This is a genomic window from Streptomyces sp. NPDC127068, from assembly GCF_042724695.1.
Classification (GTDB): Bacteria; Actinomycetota; Actinomycetes; order Streptomycetales; family Streptomycetaceae; genus Streptomyces.
This window is the reverse complement of record NZ_JBHXEN010000021.1, coordinates 96,110-114,357: the sequence shown is the minus strand read 5'-3', so window position 1 is coordinate 114,357 and position 18,248 is coordinate 96,110. Positions and strand designations below refer to the sequence as shown.

At 73.5% G+C, this 18,248-nt stretch carries 15 protein-coding genes; 6 read left to right on the top strand and 9 right to left on the bottom strand.

Going from position 1 to position 18,248, the window contains the following annotated elements; genetic code table 11:
* Positions 1-143 precede the first annotated feature (143 nt).
* Entirely contained in the window at positions 144-1,598 is a 1,455-nt protein-coding gene (locus ACFWIA_RS15800; protein WP_387004698.1) for an MFS transporter, read from the bottom strand.
* Between the two features lie 128 nt (positions 1,599-1,726).
* On the opposite strand from ACFWIA_RS15800, the gene ACFWIA_RS15795 reads away from it, so the two are divergent.
* Positions 1,727-2,071, top strand: coding sequence for an ArsR/SmtB family transcription factor (locus ACFWIA_RS15795; protein ID WP_387004695.1), 345 nt, complete (start codon positions 1,727-1,729; stop codon positions 2,069-2,071).
* Positions 2,072-2,100: 29 nt separating this feature from the next.
* Here the strand turns inward: ACFWIA_RS15795 and ACFWIA_RS15790 are convergent, their stop codons facing one another.
* From ACFWIA_RS15790 to ACFWIA_RS15775, 4 genes are all read right to left on the bottom strand, one after another.
* Positions 2,101-2,598: a DUF4913 domain-containing protein gene (locus tag ACFWIA_RS15790; RefSeq protein WP_387004692.1), complete on the bottom strand. Its 498-nt coding sequence runs from the start codon at positions 2,596-2,598 to the stop codon at positions 2,101-2,103.
* 62 nt (positions 2,599-2,660) lie between these two features.
* The gene (locus tag ACFWIA_RS15785; RefSeq protein WP_387004689.1) at positions 2,661-6,416 is read right to left on the bottom strand and encodes a trypsin-like peptidase domain-containing protein; all 3,756 of its coding nucleotides are present in this window, start codon (positions 6,414-6,416) and stop codon (positions 2,661-2,663) included.
* 44 nt (positions 6,417-6,460) lie between these two features.
* The gene (locus ACFWIA_RS15780; protein WP_387004687.1) at positions 6,461-6,778 is read right to left on the bottom strand and encodes a trypco2 family protein; all 318 of its coding nucleotides are present in this window, start codon (positions 6,776-6,778) and stop codon (positions 6,461-6,463) included.
* A 168-nt stretch (positions 6,779-6,946) separates the two neighbouring features.
* Positions 6,947-7,735 carry an inositol monophosphatase family protein gene (locus ACFWIA_RS15775; protein WP_387004684.1) on the bottom strand — a complete coding sequence of 263 codons (789 nt, stop codon included), beginning with the start codon at positions 7,733-7,735 and terminating at the stop codon, positions 6,947-6,949.
* A gap of 89 nt (positions 7,736-7,824) precedes the next feature.
* Here ACFWIA_RS15775 and ACFWIA_RS15770 point away from each other — a divergent pair, with 89 nt between their 5' ends.
* Positions 7,825-8,259: a VOC family protein gene (locus ACFWIA_RS15770; protein WP_387004682.1), complete on the top strand. Its 435-nt coding sequence runs from the start codon at positions 7,825-7,827 to the stop codon at positions 8,257-8,259.
* A gap of 139 nt (positions 8,260-8,398) precedes the next feature.
* Here ACFWIA_RS15770 and ACFWIA_RS15765 read toward each other — a convergent pair whose 3' ends face one another.
* A complete protein-coding gene (locus tag ACFWIA_RS15765) occupies positions 8,399-9,994 on the bottom strand; it encodes an MFS transporter (protein WP_387004679.1) in 1,596 nt (531 codons plus the stop codon).
* A gap of 158 nt (positions 9,995-10,152) precedes the next feature.
* Here ACFWIA_RS15765 and ACFWIA_RS15760 point away from each other — a divergent pair, with 158 nt between their 5' ends.
* From ACFWIA_RS15760 to ACFWIA_RS15745, 4 genes are all read left to right on the top strand, one after another.
* Positions 10,153-11,112 carry an AraC family transcriptional regulator gene (locus ACFWIA_RS15760; protein ID WP_387004677.1) on the top strand — a complete coding sequence of 320 codons (960 nt, stop codon included), beginning with the start codon at positions 10,153-10,155 and terminating at the stop codon, positions 11,110-11,112.
* A gap of 227 nt (positions 11,113-11,339) precedes the next feature.
* On the top strand, positions 11,340-12,470 hold the full coding sequence (locus tag ACFWIA_RS15755) for a FecCD family ABC transporter permease (RefSeq protein WP_387004674.1): 1,131 nt from the start codon (positions 11,340-11,342) through the stop codon (positions 12,468-12,470).
* A 68-nt stretch (positions 12,471-12,538) separates the two neighbouring features.
* Entirely contained in the window at positions 12,539-13,534 is a 996-nt protein-coding gene (locus ACFWIA_RS15750) for a FecCD family ABC transporter permease (RefSeq protein ID WP_387004671.1), read from the top strand.
* A gap of 70 nt (positions 13,535-13,604) precedes the next feature.
* Complete coding sequence (locus ACFWIA_RS15745; protein ID WP_387004668.1) at positions 13,605-14,459, top strand: ABC transporter ATP-binding protein; 855 nt, start codon at positions 13,605-13,607, stop codon at positions 14,457-14,459.
* A gap of 94 nt (positions 14,460-14,553) precedes the next feature.
* On the opposite strand, the gene ACFWIA_RS15740 is transcribed toward ACFWIA_RS15745, so the two are convergent.
* The 3 genes from ACFWIA_RS15740 to ACFWIA_RS15730 form a co-directional block, all read right to left on the bottom strand.
* Positions 14,554-15,579, bottom strand: coding sequence for an ABC transporter substrate-binding protein (locus ACFWIA_RS15740; RefSeq protein ID WP_387004665.1), 1,026 nt, complete (start codon positions 15,577-15,579; stop codon positions 14,554-14,556).
* Positions 15,580-15,827: 248 nt separating this feature from the next.
* Complete coding sequence (locus ACFWIA_RS15735; protein ID WP_387004662.1) at positions 15,828-17,471, bottom strand: FAD-dependent monooxygenase; 1,644 nt, start codon at positions 17,469-17,471, stop codon at positions 15,828-15,830.
* Positions 17,468-18,238: an ABC transporter permease gene (locus ACFWIA_RS15730; RefSeq protein ID WP_387004660.1), complete on the bottom strand. Its 771-nt coding sequence runs from the start codon at positions 18,236-18,238 to the stop codon at positions 17,468-17,470. Before ACFWIA_RS15730 ends, ACFWIA_RS15735 begins: the two co-directional genes overlap by 4 nt.
* Positions 18,239-18,248 lie beyond the last annotated feature (10 nt).

Sequence of the window (18,248 nt, the reverse complement as noted above, 5' to 3'; positions counted from 1 at the left end):
CCGCGGTCCCCGGGTTCGGGGGCCCGCCCCCCCCCCGGGGGGGCCCCCCCCCCGGGCGCGGGCCCCCCCCCCCCCGGGGGGGTGGGGGGGGGCGCCCCGGCTCGGCTCCGGCCGCGCGTGCCGCACGCGACCCGGCGCGCGGATCAGGGGGCCGCGACGGCCTGCTCCTTCTCGGGTGCCGGTGCGGACCCAGTGGCCGACGGGCCCGGGTGGCGGCGCAGGGCCAGGGCGATGAACAGCCCGCCGGCCATCCCGGCCGCGGTGAGCAGGACGACCACGAACTCCCCGTGGGCGGTGGCGGCGCGCAGCGCCTCACCGGTCCTGCCCTCGGTGCCGTGGTCGGCCAGGGCGGTGAACACGGCCAGGCCGATGGCGTTGCCGATGTTGAGGCCGGTGGAGGCGGCGCCGTTGGCGACGCCCTGTTCCTCGGGTGCGGTTCCGGTGGCGGCGGCGATCCACATGGCGGTCCAGACGATGCCCTGGCCGATGCCGGAGACGATCAGGCCGGGCACCAAGAGGGCGTATCCGGCACTCTCGTCGAAGCCGAGGGCGAGGACGGCGGTGCCCACGGCCCCGACGGCGAACCCGGCCACCAGGGTGGTGCGGGTGCCCAGGCGACCGACGAACCGCTCGCCGAGCTGGGTGCCGACGGCGATGGCCAGCGAGGGGATGAGGAAGGCGAGGCCCGTCTGGAGGGCGCTGTAGCCGTGCACGCCCTGCATGAGGACGGTGAGGAAGTACGGGAGGACGCCGAAGGTCGCCATGTAGAGGAAGGTGATGGACACGCTGATGCTGAGGCTGCGGTTGCGGAACAATCGGAACGGCAGCAACGGGTCGGCACTGCGCTTCTCGATGACGACGAACAACGCCAGCGCCACCACTGCCGCGCCCAGGGCGGCGAGCACCTCCGTGCTGCCCCACCCCGTCTCGGGTCCCTGGACCAGGGCGAAGACCAGCAGGGTCGATCCGGCGGTGACGCTCAGCGCGCCGGGCAGGTCGAACGAGCGCCGTTCACCGCGCGCCGGGTCCTTCGGGATGACCACCAGGGCGGCCACCACGAGCAGCCCCGCCAGCGGCACGTTGACGTAGAAGACCGAGGGCCAGCCGAAGTTCTCGGTGAGCACCCCGCCGAGCAGGGCGCCGATGGTCAGTCCGCTCGCTCCGGCGCCGCCCCAGACCGCGAGTGCACGGTTGCGCGGGGGGCCTTCCTCGAAGACGGTGTTGATCAGCGCGAGGGTGGCGGGCAGCAACAGGGCGCCGCCGATCCCCTGCACCGCCCGGGCGGCGATGATCAGTTCGGGAGTGTCCGCGAGACCTCCCGCGAGTGAGGAAACGGCGTAGAGCGCCAGGGCGATGACGAAGATCCGGCGACGCCCGAGCAGGTCCGCCGCCCGGCCGCCGAACAACAGGAACCCACCGGCGAAGACGACGTACGCGCTGACGACGAGTTGCTGGGTCTGTCCGGGGAACCCGAGTTCGGAACCGATCTCGGGCAGTGCGACGAAGACGATGTTGAGGTCGAGCGCGTACATCAACTGGGCTAAGGCCAGGATCGCCAGCGTCCAGCGGAGCTGTTGCCGGGAAGTCGAACTGGACATGCGGAAGTGCCCCCTCCTGAGGTGCCACGGGCCAACTGTACGTATATTCACGTACAGTCGAACCATAAGCAAGGGAGCCACTTCGGCGGCTACGGAAGGGAGTTCGACTGTTCCAGTACAGTGGGACGATGGCACACCGTCACCCGACTGCCGACCAGATCCGGATCGAGGACGTCCTGACGGCCCTGGGGAATCCGGTACGGCTCTCCGTCGTCCGGGTGCTCGACGCCGGCGGGGAACACAACTGCGGCAGCGTGCTGGGCCGGCTCGGCATCACCTCGAAATCGACGATGACGCACCACTGGCGCGTGTTGCGGGAAAGCGGTGTCATCCTCCAGCAGCCGTCCGGGCGGGAGAACCTGCTCACGCTGCGCCGCAGCGACCTGGATTCCCGCTACCCCGGGCTGCTCGACGCCATCCTGACGGGCGCGGCGAGCGACGAGTCCGTCCGGAGCGCCGCCCGGCCCGACTGACGCCGGCCTGTGCTCAGCCGACGTTCCGCTCAGGCGCTTCCGCCCCCGTCCGTGTCCTGCTCCGCCTTCTCGGACGCGTGGACCGAGAAGGCGGGGTGGTCCCACATCTCCGGCGGCGACGGGTTGCCGGGCAACGGACCCAGCTCCGCGGTGTGTCCTTCCGGCCCGGAGCAGAGCACGAAGGGGCCGGTGAGCGGATGCATCAGCACGGCGAGATGGGGGTCGGCGTGCTGGAGCCACCAGTGGGAGATGCCGAGGGCCGAGTCGAGCCGCAGGTACTCGAAGGCCCGCCACAGCGCGGCGATCCGGACGATCGCCTCGGGATGCTTCCACCAGTCCGGGCACCAGGCCAGACGAACGCCGTCCACACGACGCCTCACGATCTGGGAGAGGTACTCGTCGTAGAACTCGTCCAGCGACGCGAAGACCATCTCGTCGTCGTCGTCCTCGACCTCGGGCGGCGCCCCCATGGACACGGCGGTGCTCCCGTCGACGGGGGCTTCCTGCTTCTCCTGCGGTTCCGGCACGGTGTCTCTCCTGTCGACGCGCACGATCATGTCTGTTCCACCGGTCCGGCGGTGGCGGTCGGTCAGGCCTGCCGCAGCCCGTACCGGTGGCGTACGTCCCACGCCTCGGGCCTGCGCCCGCAGTCCTCCAGCAACTGGGCCCAGCGGGCCGCCGCTTCCCGCACGTCCTCGTTCGGGTGGGGGCTTCGCCCCGACGCCCGGACGCGGTGCTCGGTGGCCTCGCGGGCGAAGGGCAGCGCCCGCAGCAGAGCACGCATCCCTCCGGCCGCAGCGGCGTGCTCGGCCAGCTGCAGCAGATTCGACGCGAGCCGTCCGCGCACCTCGACGGAGCGCCTCGCCTCCGGACGCAACAGAACGACGGCCCGCTGCCGGAGCGGGACCGGATCGCCTCCCCCGCCGGTGGTCTCCCGCTGCCAGGCAACGAGTTCCAGCCCGGCCGCGTAGGGCAGGGCTTCCTTGTCGGGTGCCTCACGCCAGCGCCGCTCGTACAGCTCCAGCGCTTCGTCCGCCGCCCGCAGCGCGTCCTCGGATCTGCCGCAGCCCGCCAAGGCCATGGACTGGTCGTGCAGCGCCTCGGCCAGACGGACCTCGTTCGGTGCCGGGTGGAGCCGGACGAGTTCGCGCCGGACGCCGATCTCCTCCTCGAACAGGGCGATCGCCTCCTCCCGGCGCCCGGCGCCCTGGAGGAATCCGGCGGCCTTGGACAGGTCGTCGGCCAGATTCCTGCCGTGGGTCACCGGATTGTCCCGGTACGACGACCGCCCGTACCGGAGCGCCTCGGAGATCGTTTCCACGGCCTCGTCCACGCGGCCCATGTCGTTCAGTACCCAGGACCGGTTGCTGAGCAGGAGTCGCAGCCGGGAGCCGTTCGCCCCGGGGGCGCTGTCGCGCGTGAGGTCGTACAGCTCCCGCGCCTCGGCCATCGTCTCCAGCGCCTGTTCGTTCGGCTGCTCGGTGGCCAGGTTCACCAGGGAGATCGCCAGGCTGTTGTTGTACGTGTCCGGGTTGTCGGCGGCGAGCCGCCGGCGCAGGGTGACCGCTTCCTGAAGGGTGGTGCGCTTGCCCACCCGGCTGACGCCCTCCCGCCAGTAGTGCCAGGACACCGAGTTCAGCGTGTAGGCCAGGCCGTCCGCGTGGGCGTCCGGGTTCTCCGTGGCCAGCCGGCGCTCGATGGCCAGCGCCTGTTCCACGATGATCCGGCCCTCCCGGGCGAGCCCGGAGCTCGCTCGGCAGACGGCGAGGGTGCGCAGGGACGCGGCGTGTGCGGCCGAGCGGGACGGGTCGCGCCCGGCGAGCGCCCGGCGGATGGCGACCGATTCCTCGGCCACGGCCACCGCCTCCGGCAGGCGTACGGCGTCCTCGTAGATCACCGCCAGCGAGTTCAGGGCCTTGGCCAGCAGCTCCGGGTCCGCGTCGTGACCGCGCCGCTCCAGCTCGCGGCACAGCTCCACGGCCTCCTCGGCGAGGGCGAGCGACGTCTGACGGGAACCCGCGGTCCACTGGTCGGAGGCCAACTGGATCAGCGCACCGGCCAGCACCCGCTCCTCCGCGGGCGACCCGTCGACGGCTCGGGCGCGCTGGATCACCAGCGCCTCCTCCCCCGCCGCCACGGCCGTACGCCAGTCGCCCGACCGCGCCTTGCGCCTCGCCCATTCCCCCAAGGCCCAGACGAGCCCGTCCGGGTCGGCCTCGCCCGGCGCGGACGCGCGGTAGCGCTCGACCAGCCGCTGGGTGAGGCGGACGGCGAACCGGGTGAGCGCGTCGGATGCCTCGGGCAGCGCCGCCGCGGCGGCGCGCAGCACCTCCGCGGTCAGGTCCTGCTGCTCCAGCAGCGCGTCGAGCCGCGCGAGGACGAGGTCGCGCTGCCGGGTGCGGGCCCCGTTGGCGTGGGCCACCACGGACCGGCTCAGCACCGTCAGCGCCTGCACCTGCTGGGCGGCCGTAGCGCCCGCCATCAGGGCGGGCAGCAGCGTCGGCACCTCCGCCACGGTGAGCGATGCCTGGAACTCCGCCACCCGGTCGGGCTGGAGCGTCCCCCAGTAGGTGTCCCCGGCTCCGGGGTACAGCCGGCCGATCGCCGTGGCGAGCTCCCACTCCCGCCCCCGGCCGAGGGCCGGCACCCGGGCCACGACCTCCATCGCCTCGTCCTCGTCGGCGGCACCGCACAGGGTCGCCGCGGCGACGACCCGGCGCATCAGGGGCATCGGCAGCGGGCGCTCCCCGTCGGTGGCGAGCGTGCGTGCCCAGTAACGCTCCTCGTGGCGCAGCAGCGTCGCCTCGACCGCCCCGCCGGGCACGATGTCGAGGGGGGCGGGGCCCGCCTGGAGGAGTGCGGCCAACGCTTCCATCTGGACGTTGAGGGCGGTGGCGTAGCGGCGTCCCGACATGTCCGAAGGGACGCTCAGCCTGCCGGCCAGGGCTGCCCAGTCGTAGTCCTCTTGGCCGTCGGTGCGCTCCAAATGCCCGGCAAGTCCGTGCAGCGCCGCGGCGAACGCCTCCCGACGGTCGTCCGATGTCACGTCCAGCGGGCCGAGTTCGGTGGTCAGGGCGGAGGCGAGGATCTCGTGGGTGGCCACGCCCGTGTCGTACGGGTCGAGCTGCCATCCGCCGGACGAGCGGGCCACCAGCAGCACGCGGACGGTCTGCCCGGTCGTGGCCGCGGCGCGGGCCCGGTCGATCAGCCGGCGTATCCAGCGCGGCCTGGAATCCGCGTAGTCGACGACCAGGAGCAGGTCGCGGGCGCAGTCGCCGAGGGCGTGCAGCGCCGCGGCGGGTGTTCCGCCGGACGGCGGGGTGCGGTCGCCGCGCAGGTCCTCGTCGGAGAGGTCGCTGCGCAGCAGGCCCGCGGTCCAGCCGGGCTCCGCGCGCACGGCCTCCACGAGCCGCCGCACCAGGCGGCTCTTTCCCTGGCCGCCGGGTCCGGTGAGGACCCGGACCGTCAGGTCCCCGGCCGGTGCGCCGGGACGCAGGCCCGCCCCGGGCGGGGCGAGGCACCACTCGCGCAGCATCTGCCACTCCCGGACGCGGCCCCGGAACGGGGTGGCCTCCACATCGGCGCGCAACAGCATCGCCGGGGACCGCAGGTCGCGTTCGGGGGCGGCCGGGTCGAACAGCGGGGCCAGTTCGGCGGGCTCGACGACCGGTGCGCGCGACCCGAGCGCCGCCGTGGTGCGCAGGGCGGTGCGGAAGCCTTCGTCGGCAACGATCTCGCTGCTGCGGGTGGCGGTGAGCCGGGTGCCGGTTTCGGCGCGCCGGTCCTGCCGGACCACGCCGAGGAGCAGGTCGCCGCTGAACACCGGGGCGCCGGACATGCCGGCCCAGCCCTGGCCCTGCCGGTCGGCGGGCGGCAGCGGGTCGTTGCTCAGCAGCTCCCAGCGGCGCGCCGACCCGCCGGTGCCGGGGCTGACCCGGCCGGCGAACTGCTCCTCCGTGCGGGCCGGGCCGGTGGCCCCCGCGGGCCTGCGCTGGCTGCGCGGATAGCCGTACGAGTCCACCGGATGGGAGGCGGCGCGGGTGACGAGGTCGCCCCACCGCTGCGGTTGCGGGTCCGTCGCCCGCGTCGCGGCCGGGCCGCTCACCGCGAGCAGGGCGGCGTCCACGCGCGCGTCGTAGCGCAGCCAGAGCACCCGGGCGGCCCAGGGGCCCGGCTCGCCGTCGGCCGGAAAGGTGACCGTGGGCGTGCGGACCACGCCCTCCTCGGTGCGCAGGACGTGCGCGGCGGTCAGGACGAGGCCGGGCGCGATCAGGCAGCCGGTGCCGAACGAGCCGGGGCCCGTGCCGTCCCGCCCGCGTACCTGCACCACCCGCTCGAACTTCACCGCCACCCCCGGGGCCGGGTCCGCGCACCCGGGTCACCCTGCCCTCAGTCGTCGTTGTCGCCGATCTCCACGTCACCGCGGGAGGTGGACCGGGGATGCAGGGTGAGCTGGATGCGGTGGGTGGTGCTCTCGGCGCGCTCCCGCTTGCCGTCCACGCCGACGACACCGAACCGCAGGGTGCCGCCGCCGGAACCGGTACGGGTCAGCTGCACGGCGAACTCGACGGTCACGTCGCCGACCCGGAACCGGACGTCCGATCCGTCGGCCTCGCGCTGGGCGGCGGCCAGCTGTTCGCGCAGCAGTCCGACCGCGTCCGTCAGATCGAGCCCGTGGCCCTCGCCGGCACCGTCACGCTCACCCACACACGCCCCCTGTTGTCGTGCAAGTGGGCACAGGGTGCCACAGCGGCACCCCGATACCCAGGGGGCGCGGGCCGATCAGCTTGATTGCGACGACAGCTGGCCTGTCCACGCACGCAGCAACGCCACGACATGGACCTCCCGGGCCGGCTCGCGGGCGGCGCCCCGGGTTCAGTGACCCGTCATCGACAGCAGCTGCCGGTGCGTCGCCGTGTCGGCAGCCGCGACGAGTCCACGTCCCGCCGGTCCGAGCGGGGCGCCGTCGATCCCGGTGACCACGCAGCCGGCCGCCCGGCACAGGGCGATGCCCGCAGCGAAGTGCACGCTCGTCGACAGATCGCCGCCGTCGGTGACGTACGCGGCCCGTCTGCCGGCCGCGACCCAGGCCAGTGCCAGCGTGCTGGACACCACCCTCGGCCGGAAGGAGGCGACGAACTCGGGACGGGCCAGCAGGTCCACCGCCCGGAAGGCCGGCGCACCGGGGAACGGCGGATCGAGGTTGACGTCCACCAGCCGGCTGGCGGACGTGGGCACCAGGTCCGCTTCGACGCCCCGGTGCCGCACCCGGGAGGTCCGGCCGTCGGTGAGGAAGACCTCGCCGCCGAACGGGTCGGCGACCGCCGCCGCACCACCGCGCAACGCCACGTTGACGGCGACCACCAGGGTGCCCACCGCGTAGTTCAGGGTGCCGCACAGGGGGTCCACCCACCATTGGCGCCCGGTGTCACTGCCGCCCTGTCGCCCGCCCTCCTCGCCGAGCACCGCGTCGCCGGGCCTGGCTTCACGGATCACGGCGAGGACGGCCCGCTCGGCCTCCACGTCGGCCGTGGTGGCGAAGTCGCCGCCGCCCTTGTCGATACGGTCCAGACGCGTGCCGTAGGCGCCGCGCACCACCTCGGCACCGGCCCGGGCTGCGGCCACGGCCACCTCGACATCGGTCAGATCCACCGGTTCCGTCATGCGCCGGAGCCTAAGGGGTGCGATCACCGACGGCATGGGGTTCCACCTGAGGGGAAGGCGCAGCAGGGCTCCCTTGGTAGGGTGCGCCGATGTCAACGATCAGGCAGCTCCAAGTGACCTTCGACTGCGCGGAACCCGCACGTCTCGCCGCCTTCTGGTGTGAAGTGCTGGGGTACGTCGTGCCGGCGGTCCCGGAGGGCTTCGCCACGTGGGAGGAGTACCACCGCTCGCTGCCGCCCGAGGAACAGGTGATCTACTTCGCGTGCAGCGATCCCTCGGGAGTGGGTCCGCGTCTGCTCTTCCAGCGAGTTCCCGAGGGCAAGGTCGTCAAGAACCGCGTGCACCTCGATGTGCGGGCCGGTATCGGGCTCGTGGGTGAGGAGCGCCTTGCCACGCTTGAGGCCGAGTGCGCACGACTGGTCGCGCTCGGCGCGGTACACGTGCGAACGATGCGTGCCGACGGCGAGAACGAGTCCTGCATCGTGATGCAGGACCTTGAGGGCAACGAGTTCTGCCTCGACTGAGCCGACTCCGGTGTGTTGCCGGCGGCGGCCCGGGCGCCGGACTCCGCTCAGTCCCGGCAGCCGTGGCGATCGCCGGGCAGCGGCCGGCCGACCGCCACGGCCGCCCCCGAACGGGTGCGGTCCGCCCGGCTCCCGAGCCTCAGTCCGGGGCGCCGACCCGGTCCGCCGGGGACGACCGGGGTTGCGGCACCGCCGCACCGGTCGGGCGGGCGCGGCCGAACACCCGCGCGGCGACCACGGCCAGCACCGTCACCAGCGCCGCACCCACGAACCCGGCGAGGTTCATACCGGCGGTGAACGCCTCGCGCCCCGCCTCCAACAGGGCCTGCGCGGGGCCGTCCGGCAGGCGCTCCGCCTCCGCCGTCGCCACCGCCAGGGTGTCGCCGGCCGCCGCCACCGCGTCCACCGGCACGCCCTCGGGCGGGGCGTCGTCGATCCGGTCGCGGTAGACGGCGGTCCCCAAGCTGCCCAGGACCGCCACGCCCAGCGAGATGCCCAACTCCGTACTGGTCTCCGACATCGAGGCCGCCGCCCCCGCCTGTTGCGGCGGCACCGAACCCACCACCAGATCGGTGCTCAGCGCTGTCATCGGGCCCGCGCCGAAGAAGACCAGGGCGATGCCGCCCGCGACCACGACCAGTGCGGAGTCGGCGTCCGCGACCGCCATCAGCAGATAGCCGGCGACCGCCACCGCGAGGCCGCCCGCCACCACCCGGCCCGGTCGGAACCTGCGGGCCAGCGCCGGGGCGATCAGCGAGCCCACGGCGCTCGCCACCGCCGTCGGGATCAGCCAGAGCCCCGCCCGCAGCGGCGGCTGGTCGGCCACCATCTGCACGTACTGGGTGGCGAACAGGTACAGGCCGCCGCCCGCGGCGGTGGAGACCAGGATGATCAGCAGAGCCGCGCGGAAGGAGCGGTCGGCGAACAGGGCGAGGTTCAACAACGGCTCGGCCAGACGTTGTTGGCGGCGCACGAAGAGCACACCGAACACCGCGCCCAGCACCACCGCGATGACCGACACGGCGTCGAAGCCCTCGGCAGCCATCCGCTTCAGGCCGTAGACCGTCGGCAGGATGCCCGCCAGGGACAGCACCACACTGGCCGGGTCAAGACGCCGCGGTGCCTCCTCGGGCCGGTACTCGGGCAGCACCATCGGCGCCGTCACCAGCAGCAGCACCATGACCGGAACGGCCAACAGGAAGACCGACCCCCACCAGAACCACTCCAGCAGCAGTCCGCCCACCACCGGGCCCACGCCCATCCCGGACATGAAGCAGGAGATCCAGATGGAGATGGCCACCGCCCGCTGGCCGGCGTCCCGGAACATGTTGCTGATCAGCGCGAGGGTCGACGGCGCCAGGGTCGCCCCGGCGACTCCCAGCAGCGCACGGCCGAGGATCAGCATCAACGGGCTGGTGGCGTAGGCCGCCACGATCGAGGCCACGCCGAACGCGAAGGCACCGATCATCAGCAGCCGCCGGCGGCCGATGCGGTCGCCGAGCGTTCCCATGGTGATCAGGAAGCCGGCGATCATGAACCCGTAGACGTCCATGATCCACAGGAGTTCGGAGCCGGTCGGCGCCAGATCCGCGCCCAGGTGCGGCGACGCGAGGTAGAGGACACTCATGTCCAGGGCCAGCACCAGGGTCGGCAGGGCGAGTACGGCGAGGCCGATCCACTCCCGTAGGCCGGCGCGCTGCCCGGGAACGGCCGGGTCGAGTGGGTCAGTTGTCACGGTGGTTCCTCAAGGGGGCGTGGGCGAGGGGGACGTGCACCAAGGTCATGCGACCAGCCAACCGGCCGGCGGCGACAGGACCGATGGCCATGACGCCGCAGGTGATGTGCGTGCGTCCAGCGGGCCGGGCGTCCGGGGGCGGACCGTAGAATCGTCGGGTGGACGCGCTCGCCAACCTGCTGTACGAGACGAGGGCCCGAGGAGCCGTCTTCGGCCGGTCGATCCTGGACCCGCCCTGGTCGTTGCGGTTCCTGGGCGGTTCGCCCCTGACCCTGATGACCATGTTGTCGGGCACCGCTTGGGTCCGGGTGGACGGCACCGCACCGGTCCGGGTGGAGCCGGGCGACCTGGTGATCGTGACGGGCGCCGCACCGCACACCGTCTCCGACGCGCCGACGACCCCGGCGGACATCGACGTGCACGGCTCCGAGCGGTGCGTCACCGCCGAAGGCGTCGACGTCACCGAGGACATCCGGCTGGACCTACGGGCCTGCGGCGAGCGCTACGAGGGCTCCGCGATGCTGCTGACCGGCATGTACCAGTTGGGCGGGGAGGTCAGCGGTCGACTGCTGGAGGCGCTGCCGCCGGTGCTCCGGGTGCCCGGTGAGGACCGGCACCACCCGATGCTGGGGCTGGTCACGGCCGAGGTGGAGCGCGCCGATCCGGGGCAACAGGTGGTGGTCGACCGGATGCTCGACCTGCTGCTCGTGTACACCCTGCGGGCCTGGTTCGCCCGACCCGAGGCACGGGCACCGGGCTGGTACCGGGCGCTCGGCGATCCGGTCGTGGGCGAGGCACTGCGGCTGATGCACGACGATCCGGCACGGCCGTGGACGGTGCGGATGCTGGCGGACGAGGTGGGGGTCTCCCGGTCCGGCCTCGGTCACCGGTTCACCCTGCTGGTGGGCGAGCCGCCGATGGCGTATCTGGCCGGCTGGCGCGTCTCGTTGGCGAGTGACCTGCTCCGGGCCACGGACGACACGGTGGCGTCGGTGGCCCGCCAGGTGGGGTACGCCGACGCGTTCGCGTTGAGCGCGGCGTTCAAACGCATCCGGGGGATACGGCCGTCGGACCACCGCAGGACGGCCGCCGCGGACGCCCGGGCGGCCCTCGGCTGAACCCGGTGCCGGGTGCCGAACCACCGTAGGGGAACGCCCCGTTCCGGTGGGCACCGGCACCCGCTCGACGGGTGTTCCCCCTGATCCCCGCCGATCCGGGGGAAGTTGAATGCCCGACACAAGGATGGTTAGGCTTGCCTGCGCTGCCTCGGACCGGGGCGGACGGACGGAGGGGGCGAGGTGGCGAGAGCGCGTTGCCGCTCCGGGCGTACGGCGGTGGCCCGACGGTGAAGTCACGGGGCGGGGCGGCCGACGGCGGCGGCACATCCACTGACACATCCGCTGGCGTACCCCTAGGTGGGTCGCCCGCCGCTTCGACGCTCACCGAAGAGCCCGCGGCACCGGCACGGACGGTCGTCCGCCGTGCGGGTGCGGTTCGCTGGTACGGGCTCGCACTGGCGGCCCTGGCGCTGGTCCTCGTCTGCGGCCTCAGTCTCTCGGTCGGCGCACGGAGCATCCCGTTCGCCACCGTGTGGGAGGTGCTCGTCCGGGGCGGTGGCGGCGAGGAGGCGTTCGTCGTGCGGGAGTTGCGCGTCCCGCGCACCGCCATCGGTCTGCTGGCGGGTGCCGCGCTCGGCCTCGCCGGGGCGCTGATGCAGGGGCTGACCCGCAATCCGCTGGCCGACCCGGGACTCCTCGGGGTGAACAACGGGGCTTCCGCCGCCGTGGTCACCGCCATCGCCTTCCTCGGCGTGGACTCACCGATCGGATACGTCTGGTTCGCCCTCCTCGGCGCGGCAGTCGCCTACGCGGTGGTGTACCTGCTCGGCTCCTCCGGGCGGGCGTCGACGCCGGAGCGGATGGTGCTCGCCGGCGCGGCGATCAACGCCATGCTGATCGCGTACGTCTCCGCGGTGATCCTGAGCGACCTCAGCGTCTTCGACGAGTTCCGGTTCTGGGCGGTCGGCTCGCTCGCCGGACGGGACACGGACGTGGTGGTGCAGGTGGGTCCGCTGATCCTCATCGGTGTGGTCGCGGCCCTGGGGCTCGCCCGTCCGCTGAACGCGCTGGCGCTCGGCGAGGAGACCGGTCGGGCGCTCGGCGCACACACCGAACGGACCAGGCTGACCGGGGCGGTGGCGGTCGCCCTGCTCTGCGGCGGCGCCACTGCGGCGGCCGGGCCGATCGCGTTCGTCGGACTCGCGGTCCCCCATCTCGTACGCATGGTGACCGGCCCCGACCAGCGCTGGGTGATGGCCTACTCGCTGCTCCTCGCGCCCGTGCTGCTGCTCGGCGCCGACGTACTCGGTCGGTTCCTCGTCTCACCGGGCGAGCTGGAGGCGGGCATCGTGACCGCGTTCTTCGGCGCGCCCCTGTTCATCCTGCTCAGCCGCCGACGTCGGATCGCGGCCCTGTGAGCGCCGCACGCGGTCGGCGCGGCGGCCGACCGGTGACCGGGAGGGTGCTGCGGACCCGTTCCGGTGCCGTGTCCGTTCGTCTGCACCCGCGGTCGCTGACCGTCGGGACGCTGCTCACCCTGGCGATCTGCGCGATCGGCCTGGTCAGCCTGACCACCGGCAGCTACTCCGCCTCCCCCGCCGACGTGTTCGCCACCCTGGTCGGCGACGGGCGCCCGGGCATCGACTTCATCGTGCGCGAACTGCGCCTGCCCCGACTGCTGGTGGCGGTGCTGGTGGGAGCGGCGCTGGGGCTCGGCGGGGCGATGTTCCAGAGCGTCTCCCGCAATCCGCTGGGCAGCCCCGACGTGGTCGGCTTCACCACCGGGTCCGCGACGGGCGCCCTGGTGGTGATCCTGCTGCTCGGCGGCGGCCTGCGGGCCACCGCCTTCGGCGCGGTCGTCGGCGGGCTGCTCACCGCGGCCCTGGTGTACGTGCTCGCCTTCCGCCGCGGGGCGCGGGGCTTCCGGCTCATCCTCACCGGCATCGGCATCGCCGCCATGCTCAACGCGCTCAACGCCTATCTGCTGACCCGTGCCTCGCTGAACGACGCCCAGACCGCCCAGTTGTGGCTGACCGGCAGCCTCAACGGACGCCGCTGGGACCATGTGGTGCCGCTGGCCCTCGCCCTGCTGCTCCTGGTGCCCGTCGCCTCGGCACTCGGCCGTCGGATGGCCCTGCTGGAGATGGGCGACGACACCGCCCGCGCCCGGGGGGTGCCCGTCGAACCGACCCGGCTGGCGCTGCTGGTGACCAGTGTCGCGCTGACCGCGGTGGCGACGGCCGCCGCGGGGCCGATCCCGTTCGTGGCGCTCGCCGCGCCGCAACTGGCCCGGCGGCTGACCGGCTCGCCCGGGTCCGGGCTGCTGCCCGCCGCGCTGATGGGTGCGCTGCTGCTGACCGCCGCCGACCTGGCCACCCAGCGCGTCCTGGCCCCGACCCCGCTCCCGGTGGGCATCGGCACCGCCGCGCTGGGCGGGCTCTACCTCGCCTGGCTGCTGGGCCGGCAGTGGCGGCGTCGATGACGACCCGCACCGGCCGGCGCCGGACCGGGCACCACCTCCGGCACCGCCGGGAGAACGGACAGGAAACGACATGAGCGACGCGGCGCACGACGTCCGACTGCGCGGTGCGGGCCTGACCCTCGCCTACGACGAGCGCGTGGTGACCGACGCACTGGACATCCGCATCCCCGACGGGTCCTTCACGGTGATCGTGGGCCCCAACGGGTGCGGCAAGTCCACACTGCTCAAGGCGCTGTCCCGGATGATCAAGCCACGGGCCGGGACGGTCCTCCTGGACTCCGCACCGATCTCCTCGTACGCCACGAAGGAGGCGGCCCGGCTGCTCGGTCTGCTCCCCCAGGCATCGACGGCACCGGACGGCATCACGGTCGGCGACCTGGTCGCCCGCGGCAGGTTCCCGCACCAGCGGCTGCTCCGGCAGTGGTCCGCCGAGGACGAACAGGCGGTGGTCGAGGCGATGGAGATGACCCATGTCCTCGACCTGTCCGACCGGTTCGTCGAGGAACTGTCCGGCGGGCAGCGGCAGCGGGTGTGGCTCGCGATGGTGCTCGCCCAGCGCACCGACATCCTGCTGCTGGACGAACCGACCACCTTCCTCGACCTGGCGCACCAGGTCGAGGTGTTGGACCTCTGCTGGGACCTGCACCACCGGCGGGGGCACACCCTCGTCCTGGTGCTGCACGACCTCAACCAGGCGTTCCGGTACGCCTCGCACCTGATCGTGATGAAGGACGGCCGGATAGCGGCGCAGGGCGATCCGATGGAGGTCGTCACGGCGGACCTGGTGCAGGAGGTGTTCGGGCTGGCCTGCCGGATCATCCCCGATCCGGAGGTCGGGACGCCGCTGGTGGTGCCCGCCGCCCGCCCCGACGACCCGCGCCGTCTCGACGGGGCCCTCAGCGTGGTGGAGCCCCGCAAGGGCTGACCCCGGTCGGGTTCCGTGCCCGGCCGGGGCGGGAGGGGAGGGGCGCCGGCCGTGGGGCGGCGCCCCCTCCCGAAGTCCCCGGCCGGGGCGGTCCTCAGGCCAGTGCCTCCCGCAGCAGCGGCTCCAGGCCCTTGACGGCGTACGGGATGCTGAGCACGGAGGCGCTGGAGAGGGCCAGGCCGACGGCCGGGTCGGCGGGGAAGACCAGCCGGTCCTCCCGGGCCGCCTTCATCTCGGCGATCTGCGGGTACTGCTTCAACGTGGCCGCCAGCGGGAGTTGCTGTTGGCTCAGCAGGATCACCACGTCGGCTTCCGCTTCGCCCGTCTTCTCGGCGGACAGTTCGACGAAGTACGTGTCCTCGCCCAGGCCCGTCACGTACGGCGAGGGCTTCAGGCCGAGCGCGGAGACGATCTGCATCCGGGTGTCGCCCGTGGTGTACACGCCGACCTTGCCGCCGAAGGCCAGCAGGATGGACACGGTCTTGCCGGCGAACGCGGGATTGCGGTCCGCGGCGGCCTTCAGCAGCGCCTCGGTGTCCGTGATCAGCTTGTCCCCTTGGGCGGCCCGGCCCACCGCGCGGGCGATCAGCCTGGTGGAATCCCGCCACGGCACGGTGTTCGCCGCGGCCTCGCCGGGCAGCCCCACCGTGGGGGCAATGTCGGTGAGGGTGCGGTACTCGGTCTCGTCCCCGCCGGACTGGACGTTGACGATCAGGTCGGGGTCGAGGGAGGCCACCTTCTCGAAGTCGAACGGCGGCTTGAGGAAGGTCGGGGTCTTGCCGCCCAGCGAGGGTTCCGCCCAACTGCCCACGCCGCGCTTCATGGTGGGGATGAACTGCCACAGGCCGACCGGGACGACGCCGAGGGCGAGCAGCACGTCGTGGTCGGTGCGCCCCAGGGAGAGCACCCGCTCGGGCTTCTTGGCGATCCGCACCGTCCCGAACTTGTCCTCGACGGTGACGGGGAAGGCGCCCCCCGCACCGGAGCCGGCCGGCTCCGCCGGGGTGGATTCGTCGTCGTTGCCGCAGCCGACGAGGGTCAGGGACGAGCCGAGCACGGCGCCCATGGAGATCATGCCCCGGCGGCTCAGGGGCCGTTCGCGTACGGTCGTTGTGGTCATGGCAAGGCCCGTCTGTGAGTGGTGGAACACCGGACGGCGTACCGTCCGGCAGCGGCCCGTACCGCTGTGCGCGTCCGGATGACGGACCTCGGCCGAGGGGTGATGCTCGCACGGCCGGAACCCGCCGGTCGTGCGAGCCACGGTCGCACACTAGTCAGGCAAGGCTTACCTTGGCAACGATCTTCCCCTGGACGGCGGGGAGTTGCCCCGCCCGTAGCTCTCGGGCCCGGACCGGCCGGGGCGGCCCGTCACTCCGGGCGGCTGAGCACGGTGCGCAGCGCACGTTCCAGCAGGGCCGCCGCGTCGGGCCCTTCGGTGGTGCGACGCCAGGCGACATGGCCGTCGGGGCGCACCAGGACGGCGCCCGATCCGGTGATGCCGTACGTCCGCGTCCAGTCCGGGTCGATCTCCGCGGTCCCGGGGCCGAGGACCCTGGTGTGCAGGGGTACGGAGAGCCGCTGTTGGACGTGGTGGGCCGCCGCGGTCCAGACCGTGCCCGCGGCTCCGGTGAGCAGGGTGAATCCGAGGCCGAAGAGGTCGAGCACGGAGGCGGCGTCGGGTCCGGAGCCCAGCGGGAGGTGCGGGGCGCGGTGCCCGGGGCGGGCGCTCGGGTGGTAGTCGGCGCGGGAGTCCGTGACCGGGGCGGCGGGGGCCGCGGGGTCGTGGGCCTCGGGGACGAGCGCACCCCGCGGGTAGTGGAAGCCGAGGATCAGACCGTCCTTCACCAGCCGCTTGGGCAGTTCCTCGCGCCACCGGTCCCAGTTGCCGGTGGCGACGGCGGTGGCGTTGTTGGTGCGGTCCTCGTCGGCGGTCCGTTCGGCGACCGGGCGGCGTTCGGGGTCGTAGGTGGCGAGCAGTCCCGGGCCGGCCCAGCCGTGGACGACCGCCGCGAGCTTCCAGGCCAGGTTGTGCACGTCCTGGACGCCGAGGTTGAGTCCGGAGCCGCTGAACGGGGTCACCAGGTGCGCCGCGTCGCCCGCGAGGTGGACCCGACCGACGGTCATCCGCTCGGCGACCTCGCTCCGGCTGGTCCAGTGGGACTCCTCCAGCACCTTGACCGGGAGCGAGGGGTCACCGGCGACGGTGCGCACCACGTCGGCGGGGTCGAGCGGCGTCGGGTCCGGGGGGCCTTCCAGCAGCCGGTTGAAGGTCCAGCGGTCGGGCACGGAGGTGGGCTGGAGGTAGCCGCGCACCCCGGCGGAGTGCAGGAAGGTGTTGGAGGCCCGCAGCTCACCGAAGAGGGGGCCGAGGGGGGCCTCGAAGAGGAGTTGGTGGTTCTCGGTGACGGGCCCGCCGCCGCGCAGCTCGACCCCGGTGGCGCGGCGTACCGCGCTGTGGGCGCCGTCGCAGCCGACGAGGTGGCCGCAGCGCACCCGGTAGGTGCGGCCCCCGGGTCCGGTGACGGTGGCGGTGAGGTGCTCGTCCGTCTGTTCCAGGGCGTCGAGCGCGTGCCCGTACCGCACCCGGGCGGTGGGCACGCGACGCCGCAGGATGTCCTCGACGACGTCCTGCGGGCACAGCACCGTCGTCACCGGACTGTGCTCGGCACGGCGACCGGCGGCGACGTGCCGGGCGAGCACGGCGTCGGGGCCGGTGAGGGACGTCAGGGTCGGGGCGAACGCGAAGCGCAGTCCGACGCGTTCCTGGGCGAGGGCCGCCCCGGTGACCTCGTCGGCGAGGCCGAGGTGTCGAAGGACCTCCATGGTGCGGGTGTTCACGGCTCGGGAGCGGGGCAGCGCGGAGGGCCCGGTACGGCGCTCGACGAGCAGGAAGGGCACGCCCAGCCGGTCGAGGAGCAGGGCGAGGGTCAGTCCGGCGGGGCCGGCTCCGGCGATGAGGACGGGGACGTACTCGTCCACGGGGCCGGTCTCCGGGGCGGGGGCCGCGGTCATGACGGGGTCCTTTCGAGGGTGGGGTCGGACGGGTGCGCGGGGCCGTCGTGTTGCCAGCGGCGGGCGCGCCGGCGCAACGGGCCGACCAGCAGGTGTTCGGTGAGCAGGGCGACGGCCACGGCGACGGTGGCCCAGGCGAAGACCTCGTCCGTGGCGAGGTTGGTGCGTGCGGTGGCGATCTGGGCGCCGACGCCATCAGGGGCGGCGAGGAGTTCGGACATGATCGTGGTGCGCAGCGAGGTGGTGGTGACGAGGGCCACGGAGGCGAGGAGCGGCGCGGTGAGGGCCGGCAGCACCAGGTGACGGAGGCGGTGCAGGAGGGGCACGTGGAAGGCGGTGGCCATCTCCAGCAGGTCGGCGTCGAGGGAGCGCACGGCTTCGGCGACCGCGACGGCGACGACCGGCACCGAGACCAGCGTGGCGACGAAGACGGGCACCTCTCCCCCGCCGCCCCACCAGACCATTCCCATGACGACGGGGACGATCGGCGGAATGCCGAGCAGCACCGCGCGCAGCGGGCGGCTGAGTCCGTCGGCGAGGGGGCTGGTGCCGCCGATCAGTCCCCACAGGGTGCCGATGAGCAGGGCGAGTGCGGAGCCGAGGAGGGTGCGGCCGAGGCTGCGGGCGATCTCGGTGGGCAACAGGCCGCTGGCGGTGAGGCGTTGCAGCGCCTCGGCGGTTTCGGCGGGTGAGGGGACGAGCACGGCGGGGTGGCGGGCGGCCCAGAGGTGCCAGAGGGCGATCAGGGCCACCGTGCCCGTCAGCACGAGTGCGGTG

Excerpts from the sequence above, each read along its gene's own strand:
- ACFWIA_RS15800 (WP_387004698.1), bottom strand. The coding sequence starts at position 1,598 with ATGTCCAGTTCGACTTCCCGGCAACAGCTCCGCTGGACGCTGGCGATC.
- ACFWIA_RS15795 (WP_387004695.1), top strand. The coding sequence starts at position 1,727 with ATGGCACACCGTCACCCGACTGCCGACCAGATCCGGATCGAGGACGTC.
- ACFWIA_RS15775 (WP_387004684.1), bottom strand. The coding sequence starts at position 7,735 with ATGACGGAACCGGTGGATCTGACCGATGTCGAGGTGGCCGTGGCCGCA.
- ACFWIA_RS15770 (WP_387004682.1), top strand. The coding sequence starts at position 7,825 with ATGTCAACGATCAGGCAGCTCCAAGTGACCTTCGACTGCGCGGAACCC.
- ACFWIA_RS15745 (WP_387004668.1), top strand. The coding sequence starts at position 13,605 with ATGAGCGACGCGGCGCACGACGTCCGACTGCGCGGTGCGGGCCTGACC.
- ACFWIA_RS15740 (WP_387004665.1), bottom strand. The coding sequence starts at position 15,579 with ATGACCACAACGACCGTACGCGAACGGCCCCTGAGCCGCCGGGGCATG.
- ACFWIA_RS15735 (WP_387004662.1), bottom strand. The coding sequence starts at position 17,471 with ATGACCGCGGCCCCCGCCCCGGAGACCGGCCCCGTGGACGAGTACGTC.